Raw genomic sequence first — 16,029 nt, forward strand, 5'->3', positions numbered from 1 at the left:
ATAACCATTCTTAGAAAATTCAAAAAATGTTAAAAAAGATAATAGACCGTCCGGTACTGGCGACGGTAATATCCCTTATCATTGTTATTTTAGGGATCATAGGATTAAACCAGCTGGCAGTGACCAGATTCCCGGATATTTCCCCACCTACCATTACTGTTTCAGGATCGTATCCGGGAGGAAACAGTGAAACAGTGATCCGTTCCGTGGTAACTCCACTGGAAGAACAGATTAATGGAGTGGAAGATATGGAGTATATGAAATCCAGTGCAAGTAATGACGGCACATTTTCGATCTCCATCATATTCAAACAAGGTGTGAATGCAGATCAGGCTGCTGTAAATGTCCAAAACAGGGTACAGCAGGCCACTCCGATACTTCCTCAGGAGGTGGTGAGAATGGGACTGACTACATCCAAGCAGCAGAACAGTATGGTATTGATTTTCAATATTTATACTGAAGATAATAAACAATATGATGAAACCTTCCTTCAGAACTACGCGAATATTAATCTTATTCCGCAGGTCAAAAGGGTAAAAGGAGTAGGGCAGGCCATGGTATTTGGGTTGAAAGATTATTCCATGAGAATATGGCTTAACCCTCAGAAAATGTCATCTTACGGTCTTGAGCCGGCAGATGTTTCCAGAGCGATTGCTGACCACAGTTTGGAGTCAGCTCCGGGTAAGTTGGGAGAAGAATCTGATGCGGCTTTAGAATATGTCATCCGATATAAAGGGAAAAAGAACAAGCCGGAGCAATATGAGAATATCATTGTTAAAAATACCGGAAGTCAGGTAATCAGGCTTAAAGATGTAGCCCGTGTAGAGTTCGGAGCGATTTCAAATACGGGAGATAACCTTTCCAATGGGAAAAATGCGGTTACTGTAGCGATTATGCAGACCACAGGATCCAATGCCAATCAGATTGAAATAGGAGTAAACAAAGCCCTTGATCAGTTGTCAAAATCATTCCCTCCAGGTATTAAATATACAAAGGTAATGAGTACCAAAGAGAGATTGGATGAGGCTACAGGACAGGTGAAGTCTACCTTGATAGAAGCATTTATACTGGTATTTATTGTAGTATTTATCTTTTTACAGGATTTCAGATCTACTATTATTCCGGCAGTGGCAGTTCCGGTAGCGATTATCGGTACCTTCTTCTTCCTTCTGGTCTTAGGATTTACCATCAACGTACTGACGCTTTTTGCCCTTGTACTGGCCATCGGTATTGTCGTCGATGATGCGATTGTAGTAGTGGAAGCCGTCCACAGTAATATGGAAGGAACTAACCTTTCAGGAAGAGAGGCTACTCACAAAGCGATGAGTGAGATTACAGGAGCTGTTATTTCTATTACGCTGGTAATGTCTGCAGTATTTATTCCTATCGGATTTATGTCCGGTTCAGCAGGATTATTCTATAAGCAGTTTGCCTATACATTGGCTATAGCGATCATTATTTCTGCGGTTAATGCATTGACTTTAACTCCGGCTTTATGTGCTGTATTTTTGAAGAATAACCATTCGGGAGAAGGTAAAAAACCAAAAGGATTCGGGCAAAGATTTGCGGTGGCATTCAATGCCGGATTTAATAATATGACCAACCGTTATGCAAAAGGAGTTCGATTCTTAATTGGACGTAAATGGATTGCAGGAGGGTTAATAGTAGCGGTTATCGGTGTCGCAGGATGGCTCATGTCAAGCACGCCAAAAAGTTTTGTACCCATGGAAGATGACGGATTCTTTATGTACACCTTAAGCATGCCTCCGGGAACGGCATTGACAAAAACTACGGAAGTTTCCAACAAAATCAATGAAATCTTAAAAGGAGTAGATGCCGTTCAGGAAAATACTTCCATTACAGGATACAACCTGCTTAGTAACAGTGCGGGGCCAGCTTACGCCATGGGATTTGTTAAACTGAAACCCAAAAAAGAAAGAGGTGAAGTTCAGGATATCCAGGAGGTTGTAGATATGGCTAATGCAAAATTGGGAGTGATCAAAGAAGGAAGTGTGATGACCTTCAGAATGCCTCCGGTAGAAGGATACGGAATGACGAATGATGCAGAGATCGTACTTCAGGACCGTATGGGAAGAGATCCTCAGGTTCTTAAGGCCAAAGCGGATGAATTAATTGGTCAGCTGATGAAGGTCCCGGAAGTAGCATTTGCCTACACGATGTTCAGGGCAGATTATCCTCAGATGGAGCTTGAAGTGAATGAAGATAAAGCAAAACAGCTGGGAGTAAGCATTTCAAACCTGTTAGGAACCGTTCAGACGTATTTCTCAGGAGATCAGTCTCAGAACTTCTCAAGATTCGGGAAATTTTACAGAGTGAATATTAAGGCAGATGGTGTTTTCAGAATGGATGAGCAGGCCTTCAATGATATTTTCGTGAAAAATGAAAAAGGAGATATGGTGCCGGTGAATACACTGATCACTTTGAAAAAAGTCTATGGTCCGGAATCTGTTCAGCGTTATAACCTTTACAACTCATTAAATATCAACGTATCTCCAAAACCGGGAGTAAGTAACGGAGAATTGATGGGGAAACTGGAGCAGACCTTAAGCAAATTGCCTTCTGACTACAGCTACGAATGGACGGGATTGAGCCTGGAAGAGAAATCTGCAGGAAATCAGACGATTGCCATCTTCGGATTATGCTTGCTTTTCGTATACCTGCTATTGGCAGCTCAGTATGAAAGTTATATCCTTCCTCTGGCAGTAATGCTTTCTATCCCAACGGGAATTGTAGGAGCGTTCCTGGGAATAAAAGCGATCGGACTGGATAACAATATTTATGTGCAGGTAGGATTGATTATGCTTATTGGATTATTAGCCAAAAATGCCATTCTTATTGTTGAATTTGCTATCCAAAGGAGAAAATCAGGGCTTTCGATCCTGGATTCTGCACTGGAAGGAGCGAAGGCGAGATTACGTCCGATTATCATGACTTCATTAGCCTTTATTGTAGGAATGGTTCCGCTGATGATTTCTTCAGGAGGAATGGCTTCAGGAAATAAATCAATCAGTACAAGTGCAGCAATGGGAATGCTGAGTGGAGTGGTTTTGGGAGTTTTTGTAATTCCTGTACTCTACATGTTTTTCCAGTATCTGGATGAGAAATTCTCTGCCAAAAAGAAGTACAATACGATAGAAAATCAATTGACAAATGAGAATATTTAATATAAAAAACTTCCTTATTTCAGGCGCAATGGCATCACTGCTGATGTCTTGTGCCGTAGGGAAAAAATATACAAGAACAGACCTTCAGGTTCCGGAAACGTACAAAGAATCTGTACAGGTAACAGGAGATACGGTGGTTCTTCCATGGAAAACTTTTTTCAAAGATCCTAAATTGATAGGCTTAATAGATAAAGCACTTTCAAGAAATAACGAAGTAAACGTAGCCCTGAAAAATATCGAACAGCTGGATCTGATCTATAAACAAGCCAAGCTGGGACTGATGCCGACATTGGATTTAACCGCTGGGGCGAATAGAAGCTGGGCGTCCAAAAATACTCTTAATGGCTCTCTTAATGAACAGTTTGTTGGAACAAAGTATATGGATGATTTTAGTGCCGCCCTAAGGCTTTCCTGGGAAATAGATATCTGGGGAAAAGCTAAAATGCAGAAAGAATCTGCCGCGGCAGAATATTTTGGACAGAAAGAAAACCTGAATGCGATAAAAAGCAGGATCGTAGTTCAGGTTGCGCAGGCTTACTATAATCTCATAAGTCTGGATGAACAGCTGAAAATAGCCGAGCAGAACATTGAACTCAGTGACAATACTCTTACAATGATGAATCTGCAGTTTAAAGCTGGACAGATTAATTCATTGGCAGTTCAGCAGTCAGAAGCCCAAAAGAAAACAGCTGAGCTACTGATCCCTTTAGCAAAACAGAATATTTCTATTCAGGAAAATGCACTGAGCATTCTTTGTGGGGAATATCCCACCAGAATAGAAAGAGAAGGAAATCTTAAAACAATGATTCCGGAAAATAGATTGTCTGAAGGATTGCCCGCCCAGCTGCTGAGCCGCAGACCGGATCTGAAAATGGCAGAATTTAACGTAATTAGCCTGAATTCCAAAACCGGACTGGCAAAAGCAGCCATGTACCCAAGTATCAGCCTGAGCCCGCAGATAGGAGTGAACTCAAATAAGTTCAGCTCATGGTTTGACATTCCCGGATCTATTACCAAAACAATTGCAGCAAATCTGGCAGCCCCGATTTTTCAGAAAAAACAATTGAAAACAGCTTACGAAACTGCATTGATTGAACAGGAAAAAGCAGCCATCAACTTTAAACAATCTGTAATGACTGCTGTGGGAGAAGTTTCCGATGCCATGGCCAAGTCTAAAGGTTCTTCAGAAAGACTGCAGCTTTTAGAACAGAGAACAGCCATTCTGGATAAAGGAATCAATGATGCCCTGAAACTGTATAAAAGCGGGATGGCAACCTATCTTGAAGTCATTACAGCTCAGAACAATAAACTTCAGAATGACCTGGAAGCCATTAATGTAACCCTTGAAAGATTAAATGCAGAAGTAGACCTGTACAGATCGCTTGGAGGAGGAGTACAATAACATGTAAATAATAGATATTAAATTAAAAGGAAGCTGCATCTTATAGCTTCCTTTTTTTTGTTATTTCTAAAGGTAAATACAATTTAATTGAGCATAAGGTCCGGAATTTGCACAGGAGTGATGAAATTTTACACTCATTAAATCAGTGATTTATGAAAAATTTTATCTTTTTTTCAAAAATAGATGCAAGATTTTTGAAAAGTAGGATTTATATAGATGAGTACTCGAAAATAATTAATGTTTAACGAAAAAAGTAATGCAATGAAAAGATTGACAGTACCCCGATTTTTTATAACAGTTTTAATGGTTTTAGTAGGATTTACTTTATCCTCTTGTAATGATAATGATGGTCCGGACATACCTCCTGTAAAAATGGAAGACTTAAAAGGAAACTACAAAGGTAAGCTGGTTATTGTGCAGGGAAATAGCAAAAGAGAAGGAATAAAAGAATTTAAAGTAAAAAAAGATACAATCTCGTTTGCTGAATTTCCAATAGAAGAAATTGTAAAAACTGTGGTGAAAAATCCTGCAAAAGCAGAAACCGCATTGAAATCAATGGGAAAAGTGAAGTATGACCTTAAGTATGCTGCAGTAATTAATACTGCGAATAATGTGATAGAACTTACATTTGCTCCTAAGGCTATGGAACTTCAGATCCCTGTAGACGGAGTGAATAAAAAGACCGTTGTAGAATTTGTAGCGAAACAAAAAGGATATTATGTAGGATTGGACCAGACACTGAGGTATGCTGTAACAGCAGAAAAAATTACAGTAGATGGTACATTGATTACCCCTTATGAGGTGATTGATTATAATTTTCCATTCTGTATAAAAAATTAATTAATAGATATTATCATCAATGGATTGCACTTTATTGTTAAGATGCAATCTATTTTTGCTTGACAGTTTTATAACATCCCAGTGGATACGGAGGCAGCAGTATATGGAAGAAAGTAAAGAACAGATTTTGGTAAAGCACCTTCTGAAGAAGGAGGAAGCTGCCTGGAAAGAGCTTTTTGGAGCTTATTCCGGAAATCTGGCTTATGTCTGCTCCCGTTATGTAGCTGAAAAAGAAGATGTTCATGATATACTTCAGAACAGTTTTATCAAAATGTTCCGTTCGATAGAATCTTTTGAATACAGAGGAAGTGGGTCTTTGAAAGCCTGGATGACCCGTATTGCTGTCAATGAATCTTTGAAACATATCAAACAGAAAGGAGATTTTAATTCTGCGGTGGAAGTGGATGATCTTCCGGATATTCCTAATGAAGAAGAACCGGACTTTGAAGAGGTTCCGCGTGATGATATTATGATGATGATAAGAGCGCTTCCTGAAGGGTATAGAACTGTTTTTAACCTGTTTGTATTTGAGAAAAAAAGCCATAAGGAGATTGCCGGACTGCTGGGAATTGCAGAAAATTCTTCTGCATCTCAGTTTCACCGTGCAAAAGGACTGCTTGTTCAGAAAATAAAAGAATTTAAAATGTCAAAAAAAGCACAATATGAATAATGAATGGCTAAATAACCTGCGAAGCAGAATGGATGACCATGAAGAGGACGTTCCGGAAGGATTGTGGGATGACATCAAAGATGAACTATTTTCCGGGGAAGAAAACAACAGTATTCCCGGGTTTATCCCAGAAATTCATGAAGGAGGAAAAAACAAGAAAGAGAAGGGAACCGGTGCAGGAAAAAAAACGTTATTCTATCGTCTCGGAGGTATTGCAGCTGCCATTGCACTGCTCTTTTTACTGACGAAACTCCTGCCACAGAATGATACAGGTAAAACCCTGTCTCAGAAACCGGCAGATGTGAAAAAAGAAAAGGAAAAGAATTCTTTAAAACCTTTGGAAACTGAACATCTCTCAAACGGTGAAGTGAAATCCGGAACAGTACCTTTTTTAGCTGAAAAAATATCAAAAGCAGGTGGTCCGGAGAAAAAGTCAGGACAGAAATATTTTAATACTGAAGAAAAAAATGAAGTAGGGAATATTCAGGATATTCATGAAATCATCAAACTTCCAGCTGTAATGGAGCCTTTTCATCAGGAGAGCAAGATCGCTCAGAAAGTATCTCATACCGATGATACAGTAAAAGAACCGGCCATAGAGAAGACCCCTGATGAGGTTCTTTTCAAACAGGAAGAATTAAAAGAAGTGTATGCAGAGAATACAAAACATACCACCAAAAGATCCCGTGACAAAAAGTCGTGGATGCTGAGTATGCTTACAGGAAATGTTGCTTCCAACTCTGCAGAACAGCAGTTTCCGGGATATGCTTCCATCACTGGAAAAGCAATGAATGTTGAGCAGGTCTGGAGTACTTCTGAATATCATGATGATCCTCTGACAGCAATCTTTCTGGCAAATCAAAGTCAGCCGGTTGAAGCAAGAATCAGACATAAGGTGCCTGTTACATTTGGATTGTCTCTTTACTACAATTTAGGAAAAAGATGGGGAATAGGAACAGGACTGAATTATACGAAACTTTCTTCTGAATTGCATTCAGGAACTGAGAATAATTATATTAAAGGAGATCAGACGGTTCATTATATAGGAATTCCGGTGCAGGTCAATTATAATATCATTCAGAAAGGGAAATTTACAGGATATGTTACAGGCGGAGCACTTGTTGAAAAACCTATAGCAGGAAATATCACAACAACTTATGTGGTGAATGATGAAATAAAGGAATCCTCAAAAGAGCGTGTGGCACCAAAACCTTTTCAGTTTTCGGTTAACACTGCGGTAGGATTTCAGCTGAAGGTCATAGACAAAGTCGGAATTTATGCTGAACCGGGAATAGGATATCATTTCAAGGAAGAAAATGCTCCTAATACCATTTATAAAGAGAAACCATTTCATTTTAACATGAAATTCGGGATCAGAGTGCTGCTGGATTAATGTTGGGGATTTTAAAACAAAACCAAACTTAATTATTATATATGAAAACAAAACTAATTTTTTTAGTGTTTTTACTATTCAGCATTCTGGATATAAAAGCACAGTGTACCCCTACCATTACCAGTCCGAGACTTGGACAGAAATATCCGGGAACAATTTTGTTCTGTGATGTGGAAGATGAAATAATTTCTACTACACAGACCTATGGAAGCTATCAGTGGTACAAACAGGAATGGACCTGGCAGACACCCAACAACAACCCTTGGGTGGCCATTCAGGGAGCTACATCGCAGCAGTTAACCGTTAGCGGTAATGACCAGCTGAATTATTTTAAAGTAGTCGTTACAGATGGGGATTGTACAGCAGAAAGCCCGGCAGTATTTGCTGATGGATTTGTATATGGTCTTCCGGCTATGATGACAACTTATACTCCCGGAACCTATCAGGAAAATATGGGAATCGTGAATGTATGTAATGGAGCATCTGTACAATTTGATAATATATTTCCTGTTGTATATGGCAAACATACCTGGTTCAGATGTGTACCAAGCAGTAATCCTGCGTTGCCGGGAGATCCCTGCATCATTCCTGGAGTGATAGGAGATACATATGTTGCGACAAGTTCCGGAAAATATGGCTTTTATGCCTGTACAGAATATTGCCCGGATCAATGCCAGATGCTGGATCCGTTTGCCTTTGTGGAAGTGAATTTCGGAAATTGGGATTTCTGTACCAATCTGGGAACGGGAGAGGTGAAGACTAAAGATAATAATCTGAAAATCTATCCCAATCCTACAGCGCAGCATCTTTATATCGGAAAAGAATCGGATAAAATCTATAAGGAAGTTACCATTATAGACATGTCCGGAAAACTTGTTCTAAAGAAAAATGACCACAGGTATAATCAGGCGATTGATGTAAGTCAGCTCGTGTCAGGAAACTATATCATTGTTTCTAAAAGCGCAGATGGAAAAGAATATAAAAATAGATTTATAAAGAAATAAGATTACATAGTCTGAATGTGTTAAAATTTTGATTGTGGGAAGGAAGATTGGATGTTAGAGGAGGGATGTTTCTTGTATTGAAGAAGAACTAGAGTAATTTATTTTAATACTTTACGCTCAATAGATAAAATTTCATCCTTGTTAATCTAATGACGTCATAATTACCCCCAAAAAGGAATTCTCTCTTTCCGGCATCCGGCTTCCTGACTCACATTTGGCATTTTATCCGGAATTCAGATGAAATAATCTCTTTCGTTAGTTTTTAATAATGGTTGGATCGGTACAATTTTTTGTGCCGATTTTTTTATTTTGAGTTTTTCTTAATATCTTTTTAAATATCCCTTTCTGACTAGAATATCATTCATGTAAACATCAGATTTTCAAAATAGTATATTCATTATTTTTACTTCAAAAACACACCATGCTGATCAAAATTTATGGAAGTGCCATTCATGGAGTGGCTGCACAGACAATAACAATTGAAGTGAATGTAGATACCGGTGGAGTAGGATACCATCTGGTGGGTCTTCCTGATAATGCGATTAAAGAAAGCAGCTATAGAATCTCTGCCGCACTGAAAAATGTAGGATATAAAATTCCCGGAAAGAAAATCACAATCAATATGGCTCCGGCGGATCTCAGAAAAGAAGGTTCTGCCTATGATCTGAGTATTGCCATTGGTATTTTAGCGGCTTCAGATCAGATTTTGGCTGAGGAAATTGAACATTATGTTATTATGGGCGAGCTTTCTCTCGACGGAAGCCTGCAGCCCATCAAAGGTGTTTTGCCCATCGCTATTCAGGCAAGAGAAGAAGGCTTTCAAGGAATTATTCTCCCCAAACAAAATGCCAGAGAAGCCTCCATTGTCAATGATCTTGACGTATATGGGGTAGAAAATATCAGAGAAGTTATTGATTTTTTTAATGAAGGAAAACCGCTTGAAAAAATGATATTGGACACCAGAAAAGAGTTTCATGAGAGAATCAACGATTTTCCTTTTGATTTCTCCGAAGTTAAAGGTCAGGAAACAGCTAAAAGAGCGATGGAAGTCGCAGCTGCAGGCGGACATAATATCATTTTGATCGGTCCGCCAGGAAGCGGAAAGACCATGCTGGCTAAAAGGATTCCCAGTATTTTACCTCCATTGACCCTGAAAGAAGCTTTAGAAACAACAAAAATTCATTCCGTAGCCGGAAAAATAGGAACTGAAGCATCATTGATGACCGTTCGTCCCTTCAGATCTCCGCATCATACTATTTCTGATGTTGCTTTGGTAGGAGGTGGAAGTTATCCGCAGCCCGGAGAGATTTCCCTGGCTCATAACGGAGTGTTATTTCTGGATGAAATGCCAGAATTTAAGAGAACCGTGCTGGAAGTGATGAGACAGCCTTTGGAAGATCGTGAAGTAACAATTTCAAGAGCACGGTTTACAGTAAACTATCCGGCAAGCTTCATGTTGGTAGCCTCTATGAATCCCAGCCCAAGCGGCTTCTTCCCCGATGATCCTAACAATACCTCATCTGCTTATGAAATGCAGCGCTATATGAATAAACTTTCAGGGCCGCTTCTGGATAGGATTGATATTCATATTGAAGTTCAGAAGGTGGAGTTTGAACAGCTTTCCGAAAAAAGAAAAGGAGAAATGAGCAAAAACATCCGGGAACGTGTCCTGAAAGCAAGAGATATTCAGAATAAAAGATATCAAAGCCTCAATATCAGCAGTAATGCTCAAATAGGGCCTAAGGAAATTGAAGCCTTTTGTGAGTTGGATGAAACTTCTTTCGGTCTCATCAAGTTGGCAATGGAGAAACTAAATCTTTCGGCAAGAGCATATGACAGAATACTGAAAGTCGCCAGAACAGTTGCTGACCTTGAGGGATCTGAGAATATCCTGTCTCATCATATTTCTGAAGCGATACAGTACAGAAGCCTGGATCGTGAATTTTGGAATGGTTAGTTTTATATTTGATTGATTTTAAAATAAATAGAAAAGATGTTTTCATAAGTTTAATTCGACTCTCTGGAATAAACATAGTAATTATGTAACGCATAGGTTAAAATATTATGTTAAGTTTGATTACCAAATTATTAAAAATATTACATTATGGAAATCAAATTTTTAAACACTGAATAAAAACTTACCTCTCGTTTCTGAAGAATATATAATCTGTTTTTCTTCTTTCCGATTCAATAAATAACGTTTGAACGCTGTTTACTGTTCTGCTCTCTGAGTGGATCGCTTAAGGCTTTATGTCATTCAGTTTTTTAAACTATTAAGCAAACATATTTAGTAAATAAGCTGTGGTTATGCCTTATGCCTGGTTGTTTCCTTATTTCATAGAGTCTAAAATCAACTTAGAATAGGGTTGAAGCCATTAATTACAAATTTTTAAACCAAATCAAATTATTATTATGTCAAACACAATTCCCTCATTAGAAACCTTATCAATAGGTACAGCTGTATTACTGTCGCCTGAAGACAGAGAAAAATTGTTAAACGGATTCAATAAAACCGGCTGGGACTATCATCATGAAGAAACATTAGAGTCTCTTTTCCGAAAACAGGCACTCCTTCATCCCGATAAAACAGCCGTTGTTTATCAGGATCAGGAGATCACGTATCGTGATTTAGATGAGAAAAGTAATCAGATTGCCAATCTGTTATTGAGCCATGGAATCAAAGAAGGTAAGTATGTTCCTGTCTGGCTGGACCGTTCTTTAGAATGGATTGTTGCTGTTCTTGGCGTGATCAAAACTGGAGCAGCATATGTTCCTATAGATCCTGCTTATCCTGCTAAAAGAGTAGAATTTATTCTTTCGGATACCGCCGCTGATATTATTATAACCAATCAAAATCTTGAAAACCTTTTATCCGAAACTGAAAGAACAAAAGTATTTGATCTGAGCAGCATGGAGAATCTTAATCATCTACCTTCTGAGTATCCGGAAATTATAATTCACCAGAATAGTCTGGCATATACAATTTATACTTCAGGCTCTACCGGAAAACCGAAAGGGGTAATGGTAAGTCATCAGGCTATACAGCACCTGGTAACCTGGCACAATCATCATTTTCACGTGGATCACAGTTCAAAACTGACCCTCGTAGCAGGATTGGCATTTGATATATCTGTATGGGAAACCTGGTCTGCCCTTACTTCCGGTGCAACTCTTTTTATTGCAGATAATGAAGACAGAACAGACACTCATGCATTGGTAGATTACTATAGGAGAAATCAGATTACACACGGTTTTGTGCCTTCTGTTTTAGCGCCGGGTGTAGTTAATTACTCGCGGAATTATAATGATCTGAAGTTGAAATATCTCTTTACCGGAGGTGAAAAACTGAAGCCTGTACTTACTACAGAATTAAGCTACGAACTGATAGACTATTACGGACCTACGGAATGTACCGTATTTGCAACATTTAAAAAAGTGAAAGATATCAATGGAAAATATATCTCTTCAATAGGGAAACCCATTGCTAATGCAAAAGCCTATATTTTAGGTGAAAATAGAGAGTTATTACCTGTAGGAGCTGTGGGAGAACTGTGTATTGGAGGAAATATTTTAGCAGATGGATATCTTAATAATAAAGAGCTTACAGATTCCAAATTCATTCCCAACCCATTCAATGAAAAAGAAAAGCTTTATCATACCGGTGATCTTGCCAAATGGAAGCCGGATGGCAATATTGAATTTCTTGGAAGGATAGATAATCAGGTGAAGATTCGTGGATTCAGAGTTGAACTTGGAGAAATAGAACGCACGCTGGTTCAGCAGAAAGATATCAGAGAAGCCGTGGTCATTAGCAAAGATACGGAAGGAAGCACCAAATATCTGATTGCTTTTATTGTATTAAAGCCTGATGCAGCAAAAGATGTTTCGTCAGTCCGAAATACTTTGAAAGAAGAACTTCCGGGTTATATGATTCCTGCCCAGATTATTTTTATAGATAAAATTCCGTTGACGGCAAATGGAAAAACAGATGCTCAGGCTTTAAAAGATCTGGCAGATAAAGAAGCGAAAGAACTTATTTCATTTGAGCCGCCAACCAATGAGACAGAACGGATTGTTGTTGATATCTGGTCTTCAGCACTGGAAAGGCCTGTTATTAATATTACAGATAATTTCTTTGATATCGGTGGAAACTCTCTGTTAGTAGCAACAGTTGCTGTGGCATTGCAAAGAAAGCTGGATATAAAAGTGTATCTGCGGGATATTTATCAGTTTCCGGTGTTGCAGGAGCTGTCGGAAGTTCTTATAGCAAGATCCAAAGCAACAAGAGAGGCTGTTCCCATGGAAGATGTAGAACCTTATGTTGAATTGCAGAAAGATGTTTATCTCGCTCCCGGAACTGTTTTTGCGGGTGGATTTGATCCTAAGCAGGTGGAAAATCCAACGACCATATTTTTAACGGGAGTTACAGGATTTGTAGGAATTCATCTTTTGCAGGAGCTTCTGGATACTACAAATGCTGATATTTACTGCCTTGTAAGAGCTCAGGATCAATTTCATGCGATGGAAAAGATAGAGAGGTGTTTTAAACAATATAAAATTCCTCAGAAAGAAGAGCAGAAATCGAGAATTATTCCGGTCATCGGAGATCTGGCATTGCCGGCTTTGGGACTGTCAGAAGAAATATTCTCAAAACTGGCAAAACAGACCGATCTGATTTACCATTCCGGAAGTTCCGTAAACTTCATTGAGCCTTATTCTTACATGAAAGCTCCAAATGTAGAAGGATTAAGAGAGATCATCAAATTGGCCGGAGCAGAAAGGACCAAATGTCTTGCTTTGTTATCCACCATTTCGGTATACAGCTGGGGACATGTGTTTACAGGAAAAACAGTAATGCTGGAGTCTGATGATATTGAACAGAATTTAATGTCTGTAAGCAAAGACATCGGTTATGTGAGAAGCAAGTGGGTAATGGAGGCAGTAGCAGATCTGGCGGCAAAAGAAGGGCTTCCATTGATTACTTATCGTCTTGGATATGCAATGTGCCACAGTGAAACAGGAGCAAGCGCTTCCTATCAATGGTGGTCCGGATTGGTGAAAAACTGTATAGAATTCAAATCTTATCCTGCATTGACTGAACTTAGAGAAGGGCTTATCACAGTAGATTATATGACGAAATCTATGGCTCATATCACAAAAAATAAAGAGGCAATAGGTAAGAAATTCAACCTGATTGCCCGCCCGGAAACCAATCTTACGCTGGAAGGATTCTTCGGACTCATGAAAAAGTATTATCCTTTCACCCTGAAAGATCTTCCTTATAAAGAATGGCGAAAACAATGGGAAGATGACAGTAAAAATCGGTTATATCCACTGACAAGCCTTTTCAGGGACAATATGCATGAAGGTTTATCCACCGTAGAGCTTTATCAGAATACTTATGTATGGGATTGTTCCAATGTGATTCAGTTTCTGGAGGGTTCAGATATTCAGGAACCGGTATTTGATAAAAAAATACTGGATTCCTATTTAAAATATCTGGGAATTCCGGTTGAATAGTATTTAATAATTGAAAAAGCCCAAACAGATTCTGCTTGGGCTTTATAATGCTTATTCTTGTTTTACTACAATTTAAAAATCAGACATTCATATCGTCTCATCTTTTCTTTATTTGAAGATTAATTGATGGTTACTTTAATTACATTCTGAACAGCAGGAACAGGATACTGGGTTCCTACTTTGGAAATGATCTTACTTTCAATTTGTGGTGTTCCACCAAATAATGCCTGATGATTTCCAGCTCCAGGATATTGGTCAATACCTGTTCCGGAATCAAATAATGAGGTTTTTGAACTGATGTCTCCCTTAGTGTTGGCATCAATGCTTTGTTCATTGGCATAGAACCAATCATTGGAGAAACCAAACATTGTTGCATAGGCAATTTTATCACCCGGTTCAGCATTGAAATTTGTTGTTACCTTACTTCCCGGTGCTACAGGAGCATTCCCGGCAACATATACACCTTGTACATTGGGTAAAGATTTTAAACTGTTTTGAAGTTTGGCTACATTTCCAAACTGGGCAATGTCTTTCAGTCCCATTCCGTTATCTGTTTTACCCAATTCATACATTGGATTTTTATCACCACGGTAAACAACAATCAATGCAGGAGAAAGTCCTGTCATAATTCCGGTATTGGCATTCAGTTGAGTCATCATTTTACTGATATTCCCCATTTGAGCAATATCTGTGATTTCAGGATTTGATAAAGCGTTAGGAGTAAAGAACGGGGCACTGTTCAGCAGCTGAGAACCATTGTAGTTGGAAACAGCCCATACTCCGGGAGAAAAAGGAGTTTCGTTGGCAGTTCCGCCAGATGTATTGGTAATGGTGAGGGTGAATTCCGAAGTTACATCATTGTAAGCCAGACTGAGCTTCATAAGCTGTGAAGCGTTTACATTAGGAACCTGCATGATGGGTTTACTTTCAACCTGTCCTGTGGTATCATCTTTAGTTCCGTTATCCCATAGCCGTACGCTTGAAGAAACATCTCCGGTAATTGCATTTCCATTGGTGTCAAACAGTTTGATGCCCGGCTGTTGGGAGGCAAAAAACCAGTCTTTTGATGCTCCGTACATTGTAGCAAACATTAACGCTTGTGTTTTTCCTGCACTGAATGTAACAGAAACAGATTGTCCGGGCGAAATAATAGGAGCAGTTCCCATTCCCTGAAAACTTCCGCTTTCTACAAAATCTTTAGGTGTTACCACATTTTCAAAGGTAATCGTTCTTTGAAAAGCCATGTCCGTCATCATGTCGTCATTTGAATCACTGCATGAAGAAAGGGTGAATGCCGCTAGAGTAGCCGCTGCTAAAACTGATGTTCTGAAAATAAACTTGTTCATAAAAGTAATTTTTTATAGTTATAAATGGTATTTGTAACTATAGTCGGCTACTTTTTGAGATCCTGACAAAAAATATTTTCTTAATTCAATTTTTTTTCAATGTATAGTTTCTGAGAATGAAAAGTAGGGTAAATTATATTCCTTTTTTTCCATCCAGAATCATCTGAATCATTTTTATCCTCCTGTTTTCTCTTGTTTCCGGCTTCTTGGCTTCTTCAATCCAGCGGATGTATTCTTTTTTGTGCGTGTAGCTCATTTTGTCAAACAGACTTTTTGCGTCCAGATTCTCATTAAAGACAGAGACGATATCATCGGCAATTTCAACGACCCTCTCTTCTTTGTCCTCAGTAAGAGAAACGGAAACCTCATCCCCGAAAGTTTTCCCAAGCTGCTTCCTGATCTCCTGTGTAAGGCCTAAAATATGACAGTCTGATTTCATTTTGGCAAGGCTTCCACGATATTCAACATTGTCATCAAATATAGCTTTAATCTTTACTAACCCTTTTTTATTAAACAGTTCTTCTGTAGAAAAAGGAAACTCTACAAATGCAGCGTTCATCTCTCCGTTTTGCTGAATAATAGCTGAAAATTTGATCATTTGAGGATTCATGATGAAAGATTTTAATGGTTAAAAATAAAAAAACCGTGAAAGTAAATTTCACGGTTTCA

10 protein-coding genes are annotated in these 16,029 nt (G+C 38.7%); 8 read left to right on the top strand and 2 right to left on the bottom strand.

Annotation, left to right across the window (positions count from 1 at the left end):
• The first annotated feature begins 26 nt into the window (after positions 1-26).
• The 8 genes from CHRYMOREF3P_RS14510 (at position 27) to CHRYMOREF3P_RS14545 (ending at position 14,014) form a co-directional block, all read left to right on the top strand.
• Complete coding sequence (locus CHRYMOREF3P_RS14510; RefSeq protein ID WP_180564912.1) at positions 27-3,185, top strand: efflux RND transporter permease subunit; 3,159 nt, start codon at positions 27-29, stop codon at positions 3,183-3,185.
• Positions 3,172-4,587 carry an efflux transporter outer membrane subunit gene (locus tag CHRYMOREF3P_RS14515; protein ID WP_180564913.1) on the top strand — a complete coding sequence of 472 codons (1,416 nt, stop codon included), beginning with the start codon at positions 3,172-3,174 and terminating at the stop codon, positions 4,585-4,587. The genes CHRYMOREF3P_RS14510 and CHRYMOREF3P_RS14515 overlap by 14 nt, the downstream gene beginning before the upstream one ends.
• A 261-nt stretch (positions 4,588-4,848) precedes the next feature.
• Positions 4,849-5,427, top strand: a complete 579-nt coding sequence (locus tag CHRYMOREF3P_RS14520) for a DUF4840 domain-containing protein (RefSeq protein WP_180564914.1) — start codon at positions 4,849-4,851, stop codon at positions 5,425-5,427.
• Between the two features lie 103 nt (positions 5,428-5,530).
• Positions 5,531-6,097 carry an RNA polymerase sigma factor gene (locus tag CHRYMOREF3P_RS14525; protein WP_077413328.1) on the top strand — a complete coding sequence of 189 codons (567 nt, stop codon included), beginning with the start codon at positions 5,531-5,533 and terminating at the stop codon, positions 6,095-6,097.
• A complete protein-coding gene (locus CHRYMOREF3P_RS14530; protein ID WP_180564915.1) occupies positions 6,090-7,490 on the top strand; it encodes an outer membrane beta-barrel protein in 1,401 nt (466 codons plus the stop codon). The genes CHRYMOREF3P_RS14525 and CHRYMOREF3P_RS14530 overlap by 8 nt, the downstream gene beginning before the upstream one ends.
• A gap of 41 nt (positions 7,491-7,531) precedes the next feature.
• Complete coding sequence (locus CHRYMOREF3P_RS14535; RefSeq protein WP_180564916.1) at positions 7,532-8,494, top strand: T9SS type A sorting domain-containing protein; 963 nt, start codon at positions 7,532-7,534, stop codon at positions 8,492-8,494.
• Positions 8,495-8,915: 421 nt separating this feature from the next.
• Positions 8,916-10,451, top strand: coding sequence for a YifB family Mg chelatase-like AAA ATPase (locus tag CHRYMOREF3P_RS14540; RefSeq protein WP_077413331.1), 1,536 nt, complete (start codon positions 8,916-8,918; stop codon positions 10,449-10,451).
• A 455-nt stretch (positions 10,452-10,906) separates the two neighbouring features.
• Positions 10,907-14,014, top strand: a complete 3,108-nt coding sequence (locus tag CHRYMOREF3P_RS14545; protein ID WP_180564917.1) for a non-ribosomal peptide synthetase — start codon at positions 10,907-10,909, stop codon at positions 14,012-14,014.
• Between the two features lie 119 nt (positions 14,015-14,133).
• Here CHRYMOREF3P_RS14545 and CHRYMOREF3P_RS14550 read toward each other — a convergent pair whose 3' ends face one another.
• Positions 14,134-15,360: a spondin domain-containing protein gene (locus CHRYMOREF3P_RS14550; protein WP_180564918.1), complete on the bottom strand. Its 1,227-nt coding sequence runs from the start codon at positions 15,358-15,360 to the stop codon at positions 14,134-14,136.
• A gap of 133 nt (positions 15,361-15,493) precedes the next feature.
• On the bottom strand, positions 15,494-15,970 hold the full coding sequence (locus CHRYMOREF3P_RS14555; RefSeq protein WP_180564919.1) for a YdeI/OmpD-associated family protein: 477 nt from the start codon (positions 15,968-15,970) through the stop codon (positions 15,494-15,496).
• Positions 15,971-16,029: the final 59 nt, after the last annotated feature.

The organism is Chryseobacterium sp. JV274, from assembly GCF_903969135.1.
Taxonomy (GTDB): Bacteria; Bacteroidota; Bacteroidia; order Flavobacteriales; family Weeksellaceae; genus Chryseobacterium.

What these genes read in the sequence shown, in the direction of transcription:
- CHRYMOREF3P_RS14540 (WP_077413331.1), top strand. Translation starts at nt 8,916, where the DNA reads ATGCTGATCAAAATTTATGGAAGTGCCATTCATGGAGTGGCTGCACAG.
- CHRYMOREF3P_RS14515 (WP_180564913.1), top strand. Translation starts at nt 3,172, where the DNA reads ATGAGAATATTTAATATAAAAAACTTCCTTATTTCAGGCGCAATGGCA.
- CHRYMOREF3P_RS14555 (WP_180564919.1), bottom strand. Translation starts at nt 15,970, where the DNA reads ATGAATCCTCAAATGATCAAATTTTCAGCTATTATTCAGCAAAACGGA.
- CHRYMOREF3P_RS14525 (WP_077413328.1), top strand. Translation starts at nt 5,531, where the DNA reads ATGGAAGAAAGTAAAGAACAGATTTTGGTAAAGCACCTTCTGAAGAAG.
- CHRYMOREF3P_RS14510 (WP_180564912.1), top strand. Translation starts at nt 27, where the DNA reads ATGTTAAAAAAGATAATAGACCGTCCGGTACTGGCGACGGTAATATCC.
- CHRYMOREF3P_RS14520 (WP_180564914.1), top strand. Translation starts at nt 4,849, where the DNA reads ATGAAAAGATTGACAGTACCCCGATTTTTTATAACAGTTTTAATGGTT.
- CHRYMOREF3P_RS14535 (WP_180564916.1), top strand. Translation starts at nt 7,532, where the DNA reads ATGAAAACAAAACTAATTTTTTTAGTGTTTTTACTATTCAGCATTCTG.
- CHRYMOREF3P_RS14550 (WP_180564918.1), bottom strand. Translation starts at nt 15,360, where the DNA reads ATGAACAAGTTTATTTTCAGAACATCAGTTTTAGCAGCGGCTACTCTA.
- CHRYMOREF3P_RS14545 (WP_180564917.1), top strand. Translation starts at nt 10,907, where the DNA reads ATGTCAAACACAATTCCCTCATTAGAAACCTTATCAATAGGTACAGCT.
- CHRYMOREF3P_RS14530 (WP_180564915.1), top strand. Translation starts at nt 6,090, where the DNA reads ATGAATAATGAATGGCTAAATAACCTGCGAAGCAGAATGGATGACCAT.